Source organism: Ktedonobacter sp. SOSP1-52 (assembly GCF_016587395.1).
Map to the genome: position 1 here is coordinate 1,213,957 of NZ_BNJH01000004.1, position 20,340 is coordinate 1,234,296.

Annotated in this window: 15 protein-coding genes; 4 read left to right on the forward strand and 11 right to left on the reverse strand. The window is 54.5% G+C overall.

What is annotated here, in order from left to right; translation table 11 throughout:
• Positions 1-24 precede the first annotated feature (24 nt).
• Complete coding sequence (gene lysS, locus JMJ16_RS40420) at positions 25-1,686, reverse strand: lysine--tRNA ligase (RefSeq protein ID WP_201390710.1); 1,662 nt, start codon at positions 1,684-1,686, stop codon at positions 25-27.
• An 809-nt stretch (positions 1,687-2,495) separates the two neighbouring features.
• A complete protein-coding gene (locus JMJ16_RS40425; RefSeq protein ID WP_201390712.1) occupies positions 2,496-3,656 on the reverse strand; it encodes an acyl-CoA dehydrogenase family protein in 1,161 nt (386 codons plus the stop codon).
• Positions 3,657-3,882: 226 nt separating this feature from the next.
• Between JMJ16_RS40425 and JMJ16_RS40430 the strand changes: the two genes are divergently transcribed.
• Positions 3,883-4,059, forward strand: a complete 177-nt coding sequence (locus tag JMJ16_RS40430; protein WP_201390714.1) for a hypothetical protein — start codon at positions 3,883-3,885, stop codon at positions 4,057-4,059.
• Positions 4,060-4,132: 73 nt separating this feature from the next.
• Here the strand turns inward: JMJ16_RS40430 and mazG are convergent, their stop codons facing one another.
• Entirely contained in the window at positions 4,133-5,659 is a 1,527-nt protein-coding gene (gene mazG / locus JMJ16_RS40435) for a nucleoside triphosphate pyrophosphohydrolase (RefSeq protein ID WP_201390716.1), read from the reverse strand.
• A gap of 473 nt (positions 5,660-6,132) precedes the next feature.
• On the opposite strand from mazG, the gene JMJ16_RS40440 reads away from it, so the two are divergent.
• Positions 6,133-6,651: a DUF2975 domain-containing protein gene (locus tag JMJ16_RS40440; protein ID WP_201382348.1), complete on the forward strand. Its 519-nt coding sequence runs from the start codon at positions 6,133-6,135 to the stop codon at positions 6,649-6,651.
• A 141-nt stretch (positions 6,652-6,792) separates the two neighbouring features.
• On the opposite strand, the gene JMJ16_RS40445 is transcribed toward JMJ16_RS40440, so the two are convergent.
• The 8 genes from JMJ16_RS40445 to tgt all read right to left on the reverse strand — a co-directional run bounded on the left by JMJ16_RS40445 (position 6,793) and on the right by tgt (position 16,045).
• Complete coding sequence (locus JMJ16_RS40445; RefSeq protein ID WP_201390719.1) at positions 6,793-8,370, reverse strand: SPFH domain-containing protein; 1,578 nt, start codon at positions 8,368-8,370, stop codon at positions 6,793-6,795.
• An 81-nt stretch (positions 8,371-8,451) separates the two neighbouring features.
• Positions 8,452-9,486 carry a stage 0 sporulation family protein gene (locus JMJ16_RS40450; protein WP_201390721.1) on the reverse strand — a complete coding sequence of 345 codons (1,035 nt, stop codon included), beginning with the start codon at positions 9,484-9,486 and terminating at the stop codon, positions 8,452-8,454.
• Positions 9,487-9,704: 218 nt separating this feature from the next.
• The gene (locus tag JMJ16_RS40455; RefSeq protein ID WP_201369844.1) at positions 9,705-10,277 is read right to left on the reverse strand and encodes an ANTAR domain-containing response regulator; all 573 of its coding nucleotides are present in this window, start codon (positions 10,275-10,277) and stop codon (positions 9,705-9,707) included.
• Positions 10,278-10,408: 131 nt separating this feature from the next.
• The gene (gene aroF, locus JMJ16_RS40460) at positions 10,409-11,479 is read right to left on the reverse strand and encodes a 3-deoxy-7-phosphoheptulonate synthase (protein WP_201390723.1); all 1,071 of its coding nucleotides are present in this window, start codon (positions 11,477-11,479) and stop codon (positions 10,409-10,411) included.
• A 403-nt stretch (positions 11,480-11,882) separates the two neighbouring features.
• A complete protein-coding gene (locus JMJ16_RS40465) occupies positions 11,883-12,659 on the reverse strand; it encodes a hypothetical protein (RefSeq protein WP_201390725.1) in 777 nt (258 codons plus the stop codon).
• On the reverse strand, positions 12,656-13,456 hold the full coding sequence (locus JMJ16_RS40470; protein ID WP_201390727.1) for a heme-binding protein: 801 nt from the start codon (positions 13,454-13,456) through the stop codon (positions 12,656-12,658). The genes JMJ16_RS40465 and JMJ16_RS40470 overlap by 4 nt, the downstream gene beginning before the upstream one ends.
• Before the next feature lie 544 nt (positions 13,457-14,000).
• Positions 14,001-14,831, reverse strand: a complete 831-nt coding sequence (locus tag JMJ16_RS40475; RefSeq protein ID WP_201390729.1) for a biotin/lipoate A/B protein ligase family protein — start codon at positions 14,829-14,831, stop codon at positions 14,001-14,003.
• Between the two features lie 32 nt (positions 14,832-14,863).
• A complete protein-coding gene (gene tgt, locus JMJ16_RS40480) occupies positions 14,864-16,045 on the reverse strand; it encodes a tRNA guanosine(34) transglycosylase Tgt (RefSeq protein ID WP_201390731.1) in 1,182 nt (393 codons plus the stop codon).
• Between the two features lie 659 nt (positions 16,046-16,704).
• Here tgt and JMJ16_RS40485 point away from each other — a divergent pair.
• Together JMJ16_RS40485 and JMJ16_RS40490 are read left to right on the forward strand one after the other, a co-directional pair.
• Entirely contained in the window at positions 16,705-17,013 is a 309-nt protein-coding gene (locus tag JMJ16_RS40485) for a zinc-ribbon domain containing protein (RefSeq protein ID WP_201369838.1), read from the forward strand.
• An 822-nt stretch (positions 17,014-17,835) separates the two neighbouring features.
• A complete protein-coding gene (locus tag JMJ16_RS40490) occupies positions 17,836-20,238 on the forward strand; it encodes a bifunctional (p)ppGpp synthetase/guanosine-3',5'-bis(diphosphate) 3'-pyrophosphohydrolase (protein WP_201390732.1) in 2,403 nt (800 codons plus the stop codon).
• Positions 20,239-20,340: the final 102 nt, after the last annotated feature.

Consider the following 20,340-nt stretch of genomic DNA (forward strand, 5'->3'; position numbering starts at 1 on the left):
ACCGAAAGAACCTCTTGCTTCGTGTTATACTGGTTCAGTGGTTACAGAAGCTCCACTGGGATCGAGCAGGCTCTTGACCTTCTCTTTACCCAGGGAGAGCATGAGGGTTGGGATACGCGGTCCGGTGTCCGAGCCACAGATCAACGTGTAGATTGCGGCGAAGAAGGCACGCTGGGCCTGCTTCAACTCGGGCGTGGCGGGCGCGTCTGCGGGCAGTCCGCGCACCTGCTTGGGAATGCGGTACATCAGGTCGGTCAGGGCATCCAGATTCCAGGCGCCCTCAAGCTCCGCGACCAAGAGACGGAGCGCCTCTTGCTCGCTTTCCCCAAGTTGCGCATAGGTCTCAGCATCAAAGCTGGCGCGGATAAAGGTGCGCTCGTCTTCGGGCAGGTAGTTGTTGATCCAGTTAGCGGCGCAGGCCAGGCGCGGCTCTAGTTGTGCCGGGGCGAGGGGTTCCTCTTCCTTCAGGCTCTGTGTGGCGATGCGCAAGACCTGCTCAAGGTTGCCCTGTGTGACATCCAGGGTCGAGGTGAGTAGCGAGAATGGCACCGTGCGCTCGGCTCGCTTCACAGCACCCAGCGAGGTCTGGATGGCGCGTTGGTAGGCGACCAGGTTGGCCTCGTTAGCCTTGCCAGCCGCGACCTGGCGCACGAGGGAATCCCATTCATCATAGAGCCGCAAAAGACCCTGGCCAAAGTCGATATTAAAGGGCTGGTTGTTGGCGCGGCGGATATAGAGCCAGCGTAGAATCGCGGGCTCCAGTATGGAGAGCGCATTGGCTGGCGAAGCATCAGTTCCCACGGAACTGGAGATCTTCACACGGCCCTCCATGCCCACAAAGGCATAAGCCGCGTATTGGGGTGCGGGAGAATGGAAGATCTCCTGCACGATGCGCTGACCAACGGTGAAGCTACTTCCTGGCGTCGAGTGGTCGGCGCCCGCAGGCTCAAAGTCTACCTGCGCCTCGCTCCAGCGCATGGGCCAGTCTACCTTCCAGACCAGTTTGCCGGAATTTTTCTCGTTCAGACTAAAGGCTCCACTATGCTGACAGTGCTGGCAGCTATAATCGATACTGGCAGTCGCCTCTTCATAGTGCTGTATTTGCGTCGTATCCTTGCCACAGGCCTCGCAATAGACCTTGTAAGGGTAATAGGCGGCCCGCCTCTCAGAGACCGTCTCCTGCTGTTCCTGGCGCGTTTGATACTCGGCCAGGATATCAAAGATCTCTCCCCGCTGGGCCAGGGCCTGTTTGACCTTGTGGGTATAGCGCCCCTCGCGATAGGCGACTGACTGGCGTACCTGGGTCATAGGAAGATTGAGGGGCGCGATGCTCTCGCTAAATTCAGTAATATAGCGGTCGGCATACGAGGCATAGACCCCAAAGGGATCAGGTATCTCACAGAGAGGCTGCCCAATATAGCTCGCGAAAGACTCTGGAATACCCGCAGGCACCTTGCGCAGGCGGTCATAGTCATCCCAAAACTGTATATGCTCTACCTGCCAGCCGCGAGCGCGTAGCTCTTCGGCGACCAGGTGAACCGTCATAATCTCGCGCATATTGCCCAGGTGAACCGTCCCCGAGGGACTGAGTCCAGAGGCACAAATGATAGTCGCATGCTCGCCCTTGACCTGGCGCACATGCCGCTCTACTCGGTCGCTAATCTTCGCGACCCAATCAGCTTTCATCGTCAAAACTCCTAGAGGATAAGTTAGACCAGGATTTCACCCTTGTATTTATATGGTGCGGCGAGAAAACCACGAGGTCTTCAGTCTCGTGGATGAATCGCCGGACCGCCCCTTGTTCTTGCGAGCAAGAGACGATCCCTTGACTCAAAAAACTCTGCCCGAAGGCAGGTGATGCGTATCTCTTTGCTGTGACCACAAAGAGAATCCGACCTCATCTCGACAAGGTTCAAAAGGCTTTTTGCACCTGGATCACCGGACCTTCCCTCAGTCCTACTTAAACCCAGGCGACAGAGCAGCGGTCTGATGCGTCAACTGCAGGTGTCATGACCAATCGAACGGTGTTCCCATTTCTGGAGACGAGTCTGGTGAACTTAGGCTTCGTACGAAGCCCCTAAGTCTTTAGCTCAGGGGTAGTTCACATCGAGGTAAGACAGGATCGTGTTCCCTGGCTCCCTTGTCACAGGGGTAAGGATGTGCTGGTGCGGGGCCGAAGGCCCCGCACCAGCACATCCTTACCCCTGTGAGCGCCGTAGGCGCGAAAAGTAAGTCAGAAGCAAATGCCTGGAAAACATCCTGGTAGATATATCGAAAAAGAAAGATAAGAACTTTAGGATATTATAAGGGTAATGGCAAGGAGGGGGTAAAAAACTAGGACGCATACCCCCATTCCTGTCAAGATGGCAATACACGTCCCGGTCGTTCAGAAAATTTGCATTTTTAGCATATCGAAAAAAGACGATTCTGGCAAGTCTACAATAAGCGGTTGGTATGCTCAGGGGCTATGCGCATTTTTCCAGCCGCATAGAAATTCATGCGCGGATCTGGTCGAGGAGGGCGCGGCCAATGACGATACGTTGAATTTGATTGGTCCCCTCAAAGATCTGTGCCACCTTTACATCGCGCATATAGCGCTCGACCGGGTAATCGCGAACATAGCCCGCGCCGCCCAGGACCTGGACCGCATTGGTGGTAACCTCCATCGCCGAATCCGTCGCGAAGCATTTGGCCATCGAGGCATACATCGAGACCTGCTTGGATGGTTGCCTGGACTGGTCGAGCTTATAGGCGGCCTCATAGACCAGCAGGCGCGAGGCCTCAACCTTCATAGCCATATCGGCGAGCATAAACTCAATGGCCTGAAAGGTACCGATGGGTTTGCCAAACTGCTGGCGCTCCTGGGCGTACTGGCGGGCGGTTTCAAAGGCGGCCTGGGCGACACCGACTGCGACCGCGCCAATATTGATGCGCCCACCATCGAGTGAGGAGAGCGCGATTTTGAAGCCCTGCCCCTCTTCTCCCAGGCGCTGCGAGACGGGAATCTGGCAGTTCTCAAAGATCAACTCACGCGTGGGCGAGGAGTGCAGGCCCATCTTGCGCTCGGTCTTGCCAAAGGCAAAGCCAGGCGTATCCTTCTCGATGACAAAGCAGGAGATGCCTGAGGCGTCGTTACCAGGAGCAGTGCGTGCCATAAGCAGGTAGATATCGGCCTCGCCCGCATTGGTCACCCAGAGTTTATTCCCATTCAAAATGTAGCTATCGCCTGAGCGCTCGGCCCGGCATTGCAGGCTGGCGGCATCGGAGCCAGCGGCAGCCTCGCTCAGCGAGAAGGCCCCCAGGGCCTCGCCGGACGCGAGCTTGCCCACCCAGCGCTCGCGCTGCTCCTCATCGCCGAAGCGCGCAATAGACCCGGTGACCATGTTATGGACGGAGAGGCCAACTGCCGTCGCCATATCGCCCTGGGCCAGTTCTTCATATACAAGGGCCGCTGCCAGGCGTGAAAGCATGCTCCCGCCCAGCTCTTCCGGGGTGGTCATGCCCATCAATCCCAGTTCCGCCATTTTGGTAAAGATCTCGCGGGGAAAGTGATTATGCTCATCCCATGACTCAGCATGAGGAGTTATCTCGTTCTGCGTAAAGCGACGTACCATGTCGCGGATATCTGATTGCTCTTCATTGAGGTCAAAGATCACAGGACTTCTCCTTTGTCTTGTGTGGCAGCAATTTGCCAATGCTGCCGTCTTCTGTGTGCCTCTTCTTATCATATCATGCCTTCTGGTTAAGGGACATGAAATTGCGACAATTACGCGACAACTTTATGATGGTGCTGCGACATAGCAGAGGTAGTATCTATACCAGAGAAGCGAAGTGCATTTGAGACAAAACTCTGCTGTGGACAGAGATGAGAGGATAACGGCTATGATATTCGATGGAATAGATACTTTATACGAAGCTTTTTATGCCTATGTAGAATCTGCAATTGAAGAAGAGGCCCATCAAGAGGCAAAACAACCAGAGCCGGTTGAAGCAAAGTCCGGCTGGACTTGGGAAGAGGAAGAGATATCCAGACACTCAACAGTTCTGCTGGCATCATAAATTCAGCCAAATAAGTGATGAATGTTGCTAGATGTTGCCGGCGCAGCCGGCAACATCTAGCAACATTCATCACTTATTTCCCTACCTGTTGCTTGGCACGGTTCCAGAGGGCGATCCACTCTGGTGTAGTGTAGGTGGTAAGCTCGCGCTGCTCCTGGCGGGCGAAGCTCTCCATGGCCTGGAAGCGATGGCGGAACTTACGGTTTGCCGCGCGCAGGGCCTCTTCGGCATCAACTTTATACCAGCGTGCCAGCTTGGCGACGAGGAAGAGAAGGTCGCCCATCTCCTCTTGCTGTTCTTCTTTGGAGGTGGCCTGGCGCAGCTCTTGAAGCTCTTCCTCTAGCTTGGCCAGGACCTCTTCGAGATTATCAAACTCAAAGCCAGTTTGGGCGACACGTTTCTGGTACTCCTGGGCGACCATGAGCGCGGGTGTGGCCTGGGGAATATTTTTGAAGACGGTCTCTATCTCGGGCGCGGCGATGCCCGCGTTGAGCCGCTCCTGGCGCTTGATCTCTTCCCAGTTTAGCGCCACCTGCCCAGCGGTGCTGGCCTCGGCGTTGCCGAAGACATGGGGATGGCGGCGCAGCATCTTGGCGTTGATATTCTCGTAGATATCGCCAAGGGCGAAGTGTCCCTCCTGGCGCGCGATCTCGGCATGCAGGTAGACTTGGAGTAGGAGGTCACCCAACTCGTCGGCGAGCTTCTCCATATCGCTCTCTTCGATGGCCTCAACCACTTCATAGGTCTCTTCAATGACATAGCGCGTCAGCGTCTGGTGCGTCTGCTGGCGGTCCCAGGGACAGCCATCGGGGTCGCGGCGTAGGCGTTTGGTGATGTAGCGCAAGGTATCGGGCAGGCGTAGGGGTGTGAGCGCGTCCAGGGGCGGTACATACAGGGTGCTAAGGTGATTGGCCTGATTATTGTGGTCCAGCTCGTAGAGAGGCATCTCTAGCGCGACCTCGTCTGCGGAGACGCCTGCCGCTCGTACCAGTTTGACGGGCCACTCATCGGGATAGCACTCGCCCAGGGCCAGCTTGACCTGGCTGGCGAGACGGCGATTATAGACCTGGGTGATCAGTAGAGGTGTCGTGGGCAGAATCTTGCTGGCGATTTCGTCCTGGTCCAGTCCCGCCAGAATGGTTGCGTCTACGATGTGCAGGCCGGTATCAAAGGGATCAAGTCCCAGCAGACTACATACCGGCTCCAGGAAGGAGAGGCCAGCCACAATCGAGGTAGAGAGGCCTCGTTCGCGTGCGAACTGAAGCAGAATCTGGACCGAGGTCTCGCCTATGAGTGGATGGCCGGGGACGGCGTAGATGATGGGACTTTGCGTTGCTAGCGTGCAGACTTCTTCCGCGATTCGCTGGTAGAGTGAACGCCAGGCGGTTGATTCTTCATAAAAGCTATCAAATGAGATGATATTGAGCGCGGGTAGTTCCTCGCGCAACTGCTCCACCGTGGGGTGGATGATGGTGCGAAAGTAGACCGCCTCCCCGCGTTGGGTGGCCTGGGCCAGCAGATCATGGGCCTGCACGGTAAGATCCTGCGCGTCGCCGGGACCCAACCCAAGAATGGTAATGGAAGGTATTATATTCATCATGTTTTGAGATGCATGCTCCTATTGAGAAAAGCAGGTAGGGGCAAAAAGGATAAGAGAGAATGCGATTGCCAGCCCCGATCTTCAACCTGACAGAACAAGTGTAGCGGGTGTATTAGGGAGTGTCAAATCTGACTTTTTTCTCTCTGAGGAAAGGTATGGCAGAGTGTGTTGGTTAAGATGTTGTAAATATATGCCCTATGCTGATAAAATCATAGAGAGGCTATATCAACAGCTAACATAAAATCGAACCAGTCTCCATCGATTGAACGTGTTAGCCTTGAGATCTTATTCCGAAACCCAACGTCACTGGCGTGACTAGCGCTTCGCGCTCAGGGTTTTCGGATCAGAAGTAAGGCAAGATTTTTTCTTACACCGAATGTACCAGATTATTGCCTACCATGTTATGCTTTACTACACTATCATACGGTTGCCCGGAATAGCCATGTGGGGCAACGTAAGGAGGGACTAATCTTATGGCGTCCGTGCAGAGCCAGAAACCAGCTTGTCCGGTGTGCAACCAGACAGATAAAGTTAAAACAATGCAAGCGGCGTATGATGCCGGGGTAGAGCAGTGCGCTCCACCGGCCGTACCAACCAAAAACATTTCCATGATCAGGACCATTATCTCCTGTATTGTGCTGGTGGGAGTTTGTATCTTTCTCGTCATCGTCTTGATCGGCGGAATGGAAGCGCAACTGGATTCTACGTTTATGATAGGTCTGGTGGCAGTCACTTTCTGTGTGATCGTGCTAGCCCTGGTCCTGTCGTTCCAGGCCTTCCAGCGCATTGTGAAAGGCGACAATGAAGCGAATTTGCTTCTTCCCGCCTGGGAACATGCCATGGAGGAGTGGAAGCACTACTATTTCTGCTCACGCGATAATGTAGTGTTTGATCCTCGCACGGAGAAAACTGTGAGTGCCGAGAAACTGGCCAGCCTGCGCAACTTTGATGATCAGCGCCAGGCGAAGCTGGAGGCCGTCGCCCAGCATTAATACATGCAGGTGCGTATCAAAGCACATGCAAAGAAAAAGGCCGTCGCAGACGTATTTTAATGCATTAATAAAATGGCCCACAAAAGCCCTGGCTTGAGCCAGGGCTTTTGTGGGCCATTTTATTAGGGTAATATTTTAGGTTTAGGTGGGATGGCGTGGGTTGTACCAATCGGGATTGGTGTCGTCCTCAAAGGAGACGCGCGAGGAGTGGGCCGAATTGGATGCAGGTGAGGCGCTGGCCAACTGTTCATTGTGGTCAGCCTCGGCATACAAATTCTCCGCTGCGCGCATGGGATCGAAGCTGACGGAACCATTTGCCTCTGGATCGTGCGCGATAGCTTCAAAGGTCCGTGCCAGGTTGCGAATTGTCTCTGGATCGGTGATCTTGCCCTCTTGTACCTGTTTATAGGCGTTGACCAGTACCTCTTCTTTGAAGACCGGTGGCCGATTACCCGCGGGTGGCGACGCCAACTCCTGTTGCGTGTAAGTGTTCTTGAATTGAGGTACTTGCTGCTGAGCATAAGATGCGGGCGTGGGTTGCTCATATGCATAAGCCGCGTGGTCCAGGGGGGGCGCATCGACGAGATGTGCCCCGTGAGAGCTCAGAGAGACATCGCGGATCTGTATCCCATTGACCTGGACGCCCCAGGCGGCGACGCGATTGCGCATATACTGAAAAAGATAGTTATTGACCTGTTCCCAGCGTGCCCCGTTGGAGAAATCGTCAAGCGAGGGATTTATGACGGGCTGACCCTGGGGGCCATCGGGCCAGGCGAGAAAATCTCCAGGCGAGAACGTGGTCGCAATAGTCTGAAGCGCAGCCAAAAAGAGTTCGCGCAAGGTTTCCTCCCAGCCATTTACCCGCGACATGGCGAGATAGGCATAGTCGGGCAAAACCTGGTAAGAGATTGACGCGCGCAGGATAACGTCGGTATCGGGAGCGAGCTGAACGCGCTGTGTGGGGCAGATCCACTGGATCTCACCCGTGTTGAGTTCATACGCTATCTGCTCCCAGGGGAGGAGGAGATGGGGTCCGGGTAGGAGCGTCCGCCGGTATTTGCCGAAGGCAAAGGCCAGCGCGACATATCCCTCTGGCACTGCATGGAGATAGCGACGCACCAGGAACACGCCGAGCACGACAATAATAGCCAGCAGCAGGAAGCCGGAAATGGCGCCAAAGGTCGAAAAGCAGCCGACCAGGAGGAAGAGCAAGAAGCCAAGCAGGGTAAAGACAAACCAGAGCTCGTTGATGGAACCGAGATAGTAAACAGTGGTTCCCTGCGCGATAGCGATAAGGATAATGAGGACTGCGAGCGGCCAGAATGCCGCGGCCGGGGTCGCGGCACGCCCATTGGCGACCAGGGGAAGTACCCAGAGAGCTGTCAGGCCCCCAAAGAGAATCGGTGCTCCAACGAGGGTTGCATAGTGGATTACAGTATGTAGGAGATCGCCGCGCTGTGTTATAGGGGTGGGTGGAGGCTCCTCAAAATCGGCTGCTGGAGCGCTCTGATAGTCCTGGTGCCCCTGGTAGCCTGCCTGATAGCGTTGACCATCGTGGGCCCTATAGGCATGAGCATCAACATCATATTGGTCCTGCTCAGGCGCGTCCTGGGTCACGTCATCATCATCATCGTGTGCCTGCTGGTGAGTATAGGCCGCTTGGGGATCATGCTGGGGACTCTGCCAGGTCGCCCCAGAGTCTTTCCAGTCAGAAGACATACATTGCACCTTTCTCTCGTGACATCATCAGTGGTTTATCTGGAAAAGTTTTTATTGCAATAAGTGACTTTAAAATTTTCTTTAAAACTTTTTCTTTTTTATACCACATGAGCCACATCCGCCGCCTCCTCCAGTTCCACATCCTCCACCTCCTCCACTACCGCAGGTACAAGGGCCGCCCTTGCCACAACTGCATGAGCCACTTGCTCCGCCGGGCTCTTTTGTACTGGCACTGGCGGTTTTCACACCGCATGAACCGCTGGAGCAGCAGCTTCCACCCTTGGGCGCGGGTTCTTCATCGACGGGAACCTGAATTGTCACCCCGCTTTCGAGCATAACCTCGACCGAATTTTTGGGAACGTTGATGGAGACTACCTTGCCTGAACCACTGGGTGTGTTCAGGAATGCCCCAATCTGAGGCATCTGTTGCTTGGCCTGGATATAGTTTTCATTCTCATAGGCCAGGCAGCACATCAGGCGCCCACAAACGCCAGAGATTTTTGAGGGATTTAAAGGGAGGCCCTGTTCTTTGGCCATTTTGATGGAGACAATCCCGAAGTCGGTAATCCAGGAGCTACAACAGAGGGTTTTACCGCAGGGACCGATGCCGCCCTGAAGCTTGGCCTGGTCGCGTGCCCCAATCTGGCGCAGTTCGATGCGCGTGCGGAAGGTTGCCGCCAGGTCGCGCACAAGGCCGCGAAAATCGACGCGCTCATCAGCGGTAAAATAGAAGGTCAGTCGACTGCCGTCGAAGGTATACTCGCTCTCAACCAGCTTCATGGGAAGCCTGTGCTGGGTGATCCGCTCGGCACAGCGCACCATGGCATCCTTCTCTTTTTGTTTAAAAGAGAGGAGCATGCGCAACTCATCCTCGGTCGCCAGGCGCAAGATGGGTTTCAGAGGTTCGGAGAGGTCCTCCTCGGCAAGCTTCTTTGATGCCAGGACGACACGCCCGGCCTCTACGCCTCGGGTGGTCTCGACAATCACATACTGCCCATTGGAGAAGGTTTGACCCTGGGGGTCGAAATAGTAAATACGCCCAGCTGGTCGAAAGCGAACGCCAACGACAACAATGATTTTAGCTATATCTGTCGCCGTATTGCCTGCTAGATCCATCTGCTCTCATCTTTGCTAGACTAGTGTGGACGCCAATCGAATGTATGTTATTAGGGGTGAGGGAGTAGAGAGTATGCGCGGTCGAGAATACCCTGCCTCCATAACATACCGGACGGGAGAAACACTAGTGTGAGGGATGCAGCCCCGTTGATGCATCCGGCTTACCATTCACCAAGTGTTACTAGATCGTTTCTAGTGAGAGGATTTTGAAAGAAAAATTACATTTCATTGGTAAGGAGAATCGCCTCTGCAACCTCGCGCATGGATTTGCGATTATTCATGCTCGCCTTCTGAATTTTACGGAAGGCTTCCTGCTCGCTTAGACCCTGCTTCTCCATCAAGAGGCCTTTGGCGCGTTCAACGATCTTGCGCGTTTCGAGCGTCTCGCTCAGGGAGCGAGCCTTCTCTTCCATCGCGCGAAACTCGTTATAGCGAGCCAGGGCGACCTCAATCGCAGGAGTAACTTCGCTTTCGCGGAGTGGCTTCACAATATAATTAACCACCCCGGCTTCCTTCGCGCGTTCAACGAGCGGTTGGTCACCGAAGGCAGTGAGCAGCAACACTGGTGCGAGTTTCTCTTGGGTAAGCGTTTCGGCGGCGGCAATGCCGTCCATGTCGGGCATGCGAATGTCCATAATTACCAGGTCAGGGCGTAGTTCGCGCGCGAGATTGACGGCACTCAATCCGTCTCCCGCTTCGCCAATTACGAGATAACCCTGTTTCGTAAGGACATCTTTCAGGTCCATACGCTGGATAGCTTCATCATCTGCAATAATAATGCGTGTTGGCATACGTGTCACCTCAAAGCCTTGGTCTCTTCCACCATAGAAGTACAAAAACCACTTTCTACGTACATTGGAAAGTATAGCATACCTGTTTTGGTGAGTCGATAGGCAAATCAGCAGGCATTGACGAGTGCTTTTTAGGCGACCTGCACGAGTTCGCTCCCCTGCATGAGATGCGAAAGCGCTCGGGTCTCAGCGACGATGCGTGCCAGTTGTTCGGGCGTGATCGACTGGCGACCATCGCAGAGTGCCGTGCTGGGATCGCAATGGGTCTCGATGATCAATCCCTGGGCGCCCGCGGCAATGCTTGCGCGCGACATGGCGGGTACCAGCTCGCGTCGCCCAGTGGCATGACTGGGATCAACCAGGATAGGCAGGTGTGTCAACTCCTGTATCAGCGGCACGCAGGTCAGGTCCAGCACATTACGCGTCTGTGGATCGTAGCTACGAATGCCTCGCTCGCAAAGAATCACGTTAGGATTGCCCGCGGCGACAATGTACTCGGCGGCCAGCAACCATTCTTCCACGGTGGAGGCCAGGCCACGTTTGAGCAAAACTGGACGCTTAGCCGAATGCTTACCAGCCGCACGCAGGAGAGCGTAGTTTTGCACGTTGCGGGCGCCAATCTGAAGGATATCTGAGTATTCAGCCACGGTATCCACCATCTCGGTCTCCATGACCTCTGTGACGATGGGGAGGCCAGTCTGCTCGCGAGCCTCAGCCAGCAGTTTCAAGCCTTCCACACCCAGTCCCTGAAACTGGTAGGGGGAGGTGCGTGGTTTGAAGGCTCCGCCACGGAGGATATTAGCACCAGCGGCCTTCACGGCATGCGCGGTGGTGAGAAGCTGCTCGCGGCTCTCTACCGCGCAGGGTCCCGCTATGATGACCGGAGATGCGGATGGGCCACCAACTGTAATCGGGGTGCAGGCATGACCTGTGCCTATGAGGATGCGGGTGTCGGCTGGTTGAAAGGAGCGGCTAACGAGTTGGTAGGAGGTTTTCATGGGGAGGAGTTCGGTGACTGCGGGCTGTTGGAGGAGGAGTTGCTGGGACTGAACATCGAGAACAGTGTTATCAAGGGCGATCACTTCACGTCCGGAGATGTGGGTGGTCGCCAGGGGCATGCGACTTGCTGTGATGCGACATAAAAGTGACATCAGCTGGGCGCGTTCTTCACTTGAAGCCTGGTTACTAATGGTGATGATCATGATTCGTAAACCTTTCTGTAACTATTTGTGCTTGACTTGATGAGCTTTTTTAGGAAACAAAAAAGCAGAGGATTTTTCCTCTGCTCGTCCAGCATGCTGGTGGTTTTTTTGCTCAGCCAAAGTGGCCCACCATCATGCTGGAGGGCTAAACCAGTAATAAAAATAGCTGTTATTCAGTTGTGCGCATTTACACGTTGCACTGAGCATTTTTCTTCTCACCGTTTAGATGTGGTTGTGTTGTTTTCTCTGGGCCGCTGAGTATTCTCAAAGTGGCTTATTAAGCATTATAAGGGGGATGCACACAAAAAGTCAAGGGTCCTGTGATCTTAGTGGCAAAAAGAAGTGTTCTCCTGTTCGCAAGCAGGAGAACACTTCTTTTGTTTAACGTGAAAGTGAAGTATTGTTAGCGCTTTTTAGCTCGGCGCTGACCGGAGCGATAGGCGTGGTAGAGATCATCAGCCTCGCCACTGACGCCCTGGCGAATAGTTGGCTGGGGCGCCCTGGGTTCCGCGGGCCGGGCAGGCTTGTTGGCGGCAGATTTGTTATTAGCAGCCGAGGAACCGCCCAGGCTACGTGGAATGAAGTCGTAGCGCGCCAGTACGACCAGGAGGATGACCAGGGTAGCCAGGTAGAGCGCCGTTGACGTCGTGATATTCATCGGCAGACCAAAGAGATTAAACTTCGCCCACTGGCGCTCAATGCCCAGGCTATGTACGGCCTGTTGCTCAAACAAGCCTACAAAGTTCGCTGCCAGCAGGTAGATGGCCATACCAATAATCCAGCGAGTCTTAAAGCCGCCAGCGGGTGGTGTCGAGCGTGGACGCGCCGTGGGTTTGGCGGCCTTTGGCTTCTCATCGCCTGTAGCCTCCTCGCCGGCCTTGCCACGTGTCGCACGCGCCAGGCGTGCACGAGACACATCCTCTTTCGACGTGGCCTCCTCTTCGCGTTTGCCAACGCGTGAGAAGAAGCTGCGTCGAGGCTTGACCTCGCTGCCTGACGCCTCGTTCTCCGCGAGGGCCACGGAACTCTCAACTGGCGTGTTACCTTCCTCGGCGAGAGTTTCTTCTCCCACAGGGTTTAGCTGCTCATCATTGGTGACGAGGACGGGACGATTGCGTGGTACGCGGTTCCTCCTGCGCCGGCTGGTGCTCACTTTGTAATCCTGGTAATCCTGACTCATGATTGGTCTCCTGGTTGTTCTGCCTGAGGTTGTTCCTCACGCGTGGTGTCTTGAATTGAGAAGGGTTCAGCCTTAGCTGTCTCTTCGTTTCGGTATTGTTCCTGTCCTACTTGTTCCTGTGGGAAGGACTTTTGCTCGCTTACAGCAGGTCGTTCAGCATAATTGACGTTTTCGCTGTAGTTTGGCTCTCGGGGAGCGGACTCAGGAGCTGGCTGGACTGGATAGCTTGCGGAAGGCGCCGTATAGGAAGGCGTCTGCTGTGGCTGTTGAGGCGCTGCACCGCGAGCGTAGAATGATGAAGCCGGGGACTGTGGAGCCAGGCCTGAGAATGAAGGCTGCTGTTGTGGCTGTGGTGGCACATATGGCTGCGGCGGAGCCTGGCGTGGGGCTTCGACAACCACGAGACCTGCGCGAGCGATCTCATCATCGCGACCAGGAGCATTGCCACCGCTTACACCGATGCCGCCAACGGTCGCGCCGTTTACGCGGATTGGCCAGCCACCTGCGGCCATGATGAAATTCCCGTGTGTCATCTCGGCCAGGCTAGAGGCAAAACCTGGAATAGAAGACCCCCACTGCGCGACAGAGTCGGTTGATTGGTTGAACATCACGGCGGTACTCGCCTTGGCGATACTGATATTCCCAGTAGCCCAGCCATAAGGCGACATCATACGCTCAAAGAGTACCAGGTGACCACCAGCATCCACAATGGCGATGCTGACAGGACTGCGTAACTCGCGTGCGCGTTGCTTGCTCGCTTCCAAAATTTTCCGTGCGATGTCGATAGAGATGCTCACAGCCAAGAAACTCCTTACTATTAGATGAAACAAATATGTGCAGGACTGGTGCTGGTGTGCCGCGCCCCAGGCGTGGATGGCATCTAATGTTGATAATGTTTCATATGCTGATACAAGTCCAGGCTTGCCAGGTTTCGTGTTGGCGCTCTCGTACCATGTCGCTACTCTTGTAGCCCTGTATCTGGCTGGCGTTGATGCAAGCAATGCAAGCATGTAGGCTGGCGCTTTTTTTCTGGCCCGGTGTATGCTTTGACCCGGAAAAGTTCCAGTCAGTCCGTATCTGGACTATTGTACCGCACCACGTGTATCCATGCAATGTGTACAACAGGCAAGGCGGCAGGCAGTGATACCCTCTGACTTTCTTTTTCGGCTCTTTACCTTGAGAAGTTGAGAAGCAATAGGTCAGAAGTCATAAAGAGTTGGTTTAACCCGTGTGCAAGTTTATTTCTGGTTAGTGATATGTGCATGTGAATTGGCAGCCACAGGCTGCCAATTCACATGCACATATCACTAACCGAGGCGAGCGCCGCAGGTGCGAGAGGTCTTATAGATGCTCGATGAGCGTGACTTTCTCTTTGCGCCAGGTGAGGTGATTATATTTCTCGGCCACGAGCTGCCGGGCCATGTCCCACTCAGAGGATAAGAGCTCGCCAGGTACAAACTCATGCTCCAGGAAGGAGCTGAAGCCCAGGCGAAAAGCCTGCGCGACCTCGTCCCAGGTTGCCTGTGGGGCGAAGGCATGGAGGGGAGCTGTTTTCGTATTGTACTGGGCCAGGGCCTGGGATCGAGCTTCTTCAGAAGGGAAGCGCAGGAGCGAGAAAAACTCGGCCGCGCGGTCACCCAGCGGGAGTGAGCCCTGTTGGAGGAGCGAAGCCTCTTTCCACACCTGGGCGCTGCCAATCAGTTTAAAGCCATCGACTGTCAAATCGGCCTGCGTAGAAGAGGCAAAGCAGGCCGCCGAGGGCGTTTTACTGACCCGCTCATCGCTGATGATTGCGTTGAGGCCGAGATGTTGTAGCGCTTGAATAAGCCCTTGCAGGAGGTAGGCATAGGCCGCCACGACTCCAGATGGCACGCCCTCGCGCTTCCCTATGGTGATACTATAAGTAAACTCATCGCGATGATAGACAGCTCTCCCGCCTGTAGGACGGCGAACCAGGGCCACATTCTCTCGCGCGCAGACCTCCTGCTCAATTTCGCGCTCAACATTCTGGAAGCGTCCCAGGCTAATGGCTGGCTGCTTCCATTGGAAGACGCGCAGCGTGGGCGGGACCTTCTCATCAATGTGATGCAGGAGGATGGCCTCATCAATGGCCATGTTCAAAGCTGCATCCTGCACACCTGTATGAATAAAGCGATAAGCGGTTGCTGACATAAGACTCGACATCTCCTCCAGGGTTTTCAGGCTCAGGACTGGCGCTCGCGGGCCGCCTTCCATTTTTCGCGCTGCTGCTCACGTACCGTCTCTGAGGCTGGCTGATAGCGTGCCAGGAAGGTCTCGCGGAAGACGGGATAGCTGCCATCGAGAATGGAGGCGCGCAGGTCAGCGGCCAGGCGCAGCATGAAGCGCAGGTTATGGATGGTTCCCAGACGGTAGTAGAGCTGCTCCTCGGCACGGATAAGATGATGTACATAGGCCGCGCTATAGTTGCGACAGGTGTAGCAGTCGCAGCCCTCCTCAATCGGGCCAGTTGCTCGCTTAAAGCGGGCGGACTTGATATTCACGCGCCCATCGCGAGTAAAGAGACCGCCGTGGCGAGCAACGCGCGTGGGCAGAACGCAGTCGAACATATCCATGCCCAGACCGACGCACTCAACCAGGTCTTCAGGCGAGCCGACGCCCAGCAGGTGACGTGGCTTCTCGCGTGGAAGCGCTGGCGTAGTTGCGCGCAGCATCTCCCACATCTTGGTTTTGGGTTCGCCCACCGAGAGGCCGCCAATCGAGAGACCGGGGAAGGGCATTGAGCCAATTACACGTGCGCTCTCCTGGCGTAGCTCGGGCTCAAAGGCTCCCTGAACGATACCAAAGAGCGTTTGTTCCGGGCGATAGCGCTCTTTCGCGACCAGGGCACGCTCCTCCCAGCGATGCGTACGCTCCATGGCCTCTTGGGCCTCTTTGGGTGTGCAGGGAAAGGGTGCACAGATATCCAGAGGGAGAATGATATCGGACCCCAACTCCGCCTCGATGCGCATCACGCTCTCAGGTGTGAGAAACTGCGGTGAGCCATCCAGGTGCGACTTGAAAAGGACTCCCTCCTCGCTCAGCTTACGCAGGTGTCCCAGGCTCCAAACCTGAAAGCCACCGCTATCCGTCAGAATCGGGCCATCCCAGCGCATAAATGCATGCAGTCCGCCAAAAGAATCGATGAGTTCAGAGCCGGGCCGCAGCATCAGGTGATAGGTATTGGAGAGAATAATCTGAGCGCCGACCTCGCGTAATTCTTCTGGAGAGACGCTCTTGACGGTCGCCTGTGTGCCAACAGGCATAAAGATCGGCGTCTGGATCGTGCCATGAGGAGTCTGAATCGTGCCAGCACGCGCCCAGCTCTCAGAGCACTCGGCATCAATAGTAAACGTAAATTGTGACATCAGCTTTAAACCCAAAGAGAAATACTATTATATAATTAAAGGCGGAATACCATGATATGCAATGCGCAAAGAAGAACCTGAATCTATGCACACAGCGCTTAAAAGTTCGCTGTCTATTGTCTCATAAAGGTCAAGAGCAACCCCCATGTACTGCCTGATTACATCCAAATAAGTTATGGAACTGCTGACTTACATCTAAATAAGTTATGGAACTGCTGACTTACGACATACATCCAAATAAGTTATGGAACTGCTGACTTACATCCAAATAAGTTGTGTGGTCCTGCCGGGGTTGCCTTCGGCAACCCCGGCAGGACCACACAACTTATTACCCCGCGAGCCACGTAGTGGCGAGAAGTGGAGGAGCTGATAAAAAGCCACATAGCAAGCAAAAAAGAGAGATAAAAATGTATGAAAAATGGCAAGATATAAAATATACATAAAAATATGAAGAGATATGTACAGAATCGGCGTAAAACTCTTGAAAATCAACAAAAGATAGTGTATGCTGTTTTCCGGTATCCATCTCGGTCTCGCGTACGGTGCTCGTCCAGAGTTACATACTTCCCTCGCTGGTAAGGGGAAAGAATGGCTGGTGACATCCGCTAGGAGAAGGACCTGGAGGTTTACCATTCTTCTATTCACTAAGGAGGTCCTAGTTGAGCTTCGATGACAAAACCCTGAAGTGCCGTGATTGCGGAAATGATTTCCTGTTCACCGCCGGAGAGCAAGAGTTTTACCAGCAAAAAGGCCTGATGAATCAGCCGAGTCGCTGTCGTCCCTGCCGTGAGGCGCGTCGCAACTCTGTGGGTTCAACCGGTCGTTCTGAGCGCGCCCCGCGAGAAATGCATCCTGTTATTTGTGCCGAGTGTGGTGCGGAGACCCAGGTGCCCTTCCTTCCTACCAAGGATCGCCCCGTCTATTGTAGCTCCTGCTTTGACAAAGTTCGTGGCGCAGCCCACAGCTAAAAGCAGCGCACAATGAAGAAGCGAGCGTTTGCAAGAGAAGAGCCACTATCGCTCTTAGGAAAGAAGCTTGTCGGCCTGGTATACGTCGTTTCGACGACGCCCGCCAGGTTGCTCAAGCCCTGGAACTAAGGCCAGACATAGAAATCTTATCTGACCGGAACTCTCGTTTTTCGCTCACAAGTAATCAGAGGCTAAGCAAAGATGTGTTCTTTGCTTAGCCTCTGGTTTTTTCTATGAAAGAAACTGACTACCAGGTTGGTACAATGGAAATAAGTAGTCGTAGAATTGGCGGAATATGGTGACGTCCAGGCGTGTTTAAACGTAATACAATGTAATACAATGAGGCTTTTCCTCTCCTCTCCTATGCCCTGGCAAAATCGATGTGTGCGTTTTTAATTATGAAGTGCAAACGGAGTCCTCGCTTGACAGGGGAATATAGCACCTTATAATAAAGTAATAACCTGTTTAACTCATAGGCAGAAATGTCCTACCTGGAAGAGGAGGCATCGCTTAGGGGTGTCTTATGTGGAGGCAAAGCCAGACTATGTGGCTTTGCCGGTGAAATAGAACAATAAACCACGAAGCACCTCGGGAGATGCCTTCTCTCCCTCTTTTTACTAGTATTTTATGCCGTTGCGTAGGACATTCCAATACCCAGGATGCAAGGGGAGAGAAAGGTGACGCTATCCCGAATAGTGTAACATGGGGACGCCAACGGATTGAGTCAAAGACAGTCGGGATCTATGCCGAAGCTAGCCTGAAACAGTCCGCGGTAGAGGGACTGACAACTGTGCTCAATTGAAAGGTATGACGTAAGATTACATGGCTACCAACTTTGAGAGAAGCATCGAAGATTCGCATCAGACGACCATCCTGAAAACAGGGGAGCCGCAGACGAATCTTGCACCGTCACAGATGACAATTGAAGATCTGCTAGATGAAGCTCACCAGTACCTGGCGGATGCGGATCTAGAGCGAATACGTCATGCCTATGAACTGGCGAAACATGCACACAAGGGTGTAGTAAGGAAGTCGGGCGAACCCTATATTCAGCACCCTCTTGAGGTGGCGCTCCTGCTGGCAGGTATGCGTATCGATGCTGAAGGTATTATGGCGGCCCTGCTACACGATGTTGTGGAGGATACCGACTACTCACTGGATGACCTGACTGAGCAGTTTGGCCAGCAAGTGGCGAATATCGTTGATGGAGTGACAAAGTTTGATGCCCTGGCGGGCAAGCCGAATAAGGCTGCTCAATCGCTCGACAACGCGCCAGACCAGGAGCCAGCAGAGCCTGTGCAGCAGACGCTCTCGGTTGTAGATAAGCGTCGTGAGAAGACCGAGACGGTGCGGAAGATGCTCTTAGCCATGGCGGAAGATCCTCGTGTCGTTGTGCTCAAACTTGCCGACCGTATCCATAATATGCGGACCCTGGCCGCAATGTCGACCGTGCAACAGCAGAGTAAGACGCGCGAGACCAGCGAGATCTACGCGCCTCTAGCGCGCCGGTTGGGCATGATGCAGGTGCAGGCTGAGCTAGAGGACCTGGTTCTAAGTTACCAGGACCCGGAGCGCTATGCCTGGCTCAAACACGAGGTGGAGGAAGAGGTACAGCGGCGAATGCCCTTTATCGACGAGGTTGGCCGCATCTTGCGCGAGGAAATGCAGCGCGCGGGCATTCAGGCTGAGGTACAGGCCTGGCAGAAGCACCTGGCGAGCATCAATCGCAAGCTCGGATATGTCTCTGGACAGCCCTCTGGCGCGGATCTCAGTCAGCTACACGACCTGGTCTCCTTCCGCATCCTGGTGCATACCGATAACGAGTGTTACCTGGCGCTCGGCCATATTCATGCCCTCTGGCGACCCAAGGATGGACGCATTAAAGACTTTATCGCCACGCCCAAGCTCAATGGCTATCAATCGCTACATACCACTGTTTTCTGCTTTGATAACCGCCTGGCGGAGATTCAGATCCGCACACACGATATGCAGCGTACCGCCGAGTATGGCATCGCCAATTACTGGTACCTCAAAGACCGGATGGTGAAGGAGGATCCCTCGCCTCATAGCTGGAAGCTCTCCTACAAAGAGATGGTGGCCTGGATTGAGCAGTTGCGGCAATGGCAACGCGAACTTCCCCAGAGTGCGGACGAATTCGTGGAGGCCGTCAAGGGCGATATCTTCCAGGAGCAGATCTTTGTCTTTACGCCTAAAGGTGAGGTCAAAGACTTGCCTCGTGGTTCGACTCCTTTGGATATGGCGTATCGTATCCATACCGATATTGGCGACCACTGTGCGGGCGCGCGCATCATTACCAATACAGATGACAGCGGACGCCTGGTGACGCGCCTGGTGCCCCTGGACTATGAGCTTAAGGGTGGCGAGATCGTGGACATCATGGTCAACCGCACCGTCCACCCCACACGCGACTGGCTCAGTTTTGCGCGGACAGCCGCGGCGCGCAACAAGATTCGCCGCTACCTGAAGACCTATGAGCGCGAGATCAATCTCCAACTCGGCAAAGAGCGGCTCGACCTGGCCTTAAAGACTGCTGGTGCCGTTGGGCTGAATGCCCCCGTTGAGGAATTGCTCAACCAGGCCCGCAACGAGGATAAAACGGGCGACCTGCGCAAGTACGCCAATCGCGATGATATTTATATTGCGATTGGGCGTGAGGATCTCCAGGTGGAAGATGTCATGTTGCATCTGCTCCCCCTGGTGCGCCAGGTAAATGAGCTAACGCATGGCGAGGGCGCGAACCAGCATACGAGCAAGGAGAGCGAAGGGAGCGCGGTCGTCAAACTCGCCCAATGTTGTTGTCCTCTGCCCGGCGATGAAATTGTCGGGATGCTCAACCCCAATAAGGGAATGTATGTCCATCGCAGTGATTGTACGCGCGTCAGACGCCATCGAGAAAGCGCGAAGGCCGTCATTGAGCTCAACTGGTTGCAGATTGAACCAGAGACCTATCTCTCGCCTATTACCATCGTAGCGCATGATCGCTCAGGCCTCTTACGTGACGTTGCGGCTGTTGTCGCCGACGCGGGCGTCAATATGACCACGGTCACATCCACTACGAACCCCTCTGTCCACAAAGCAGTGATTACAGCGACATTAGAAGTCATGGCCACTGAAGGCGTGTTGGATCAGATTGAGCGCATCTTGCGTCGCCTGCGACAGGTAAAGAATGTCGTCAGTGTGGAGCGTGCGCTTAACGCCCACTAAGATCTTATTCCGAAACCCAACCCCCATTCGGGGGCACGTGTCACTCGCGTGACTAGCGCTTCGCCCCCATTCGGTGATAAACGCTCAGGGTTTCGGAGAAGA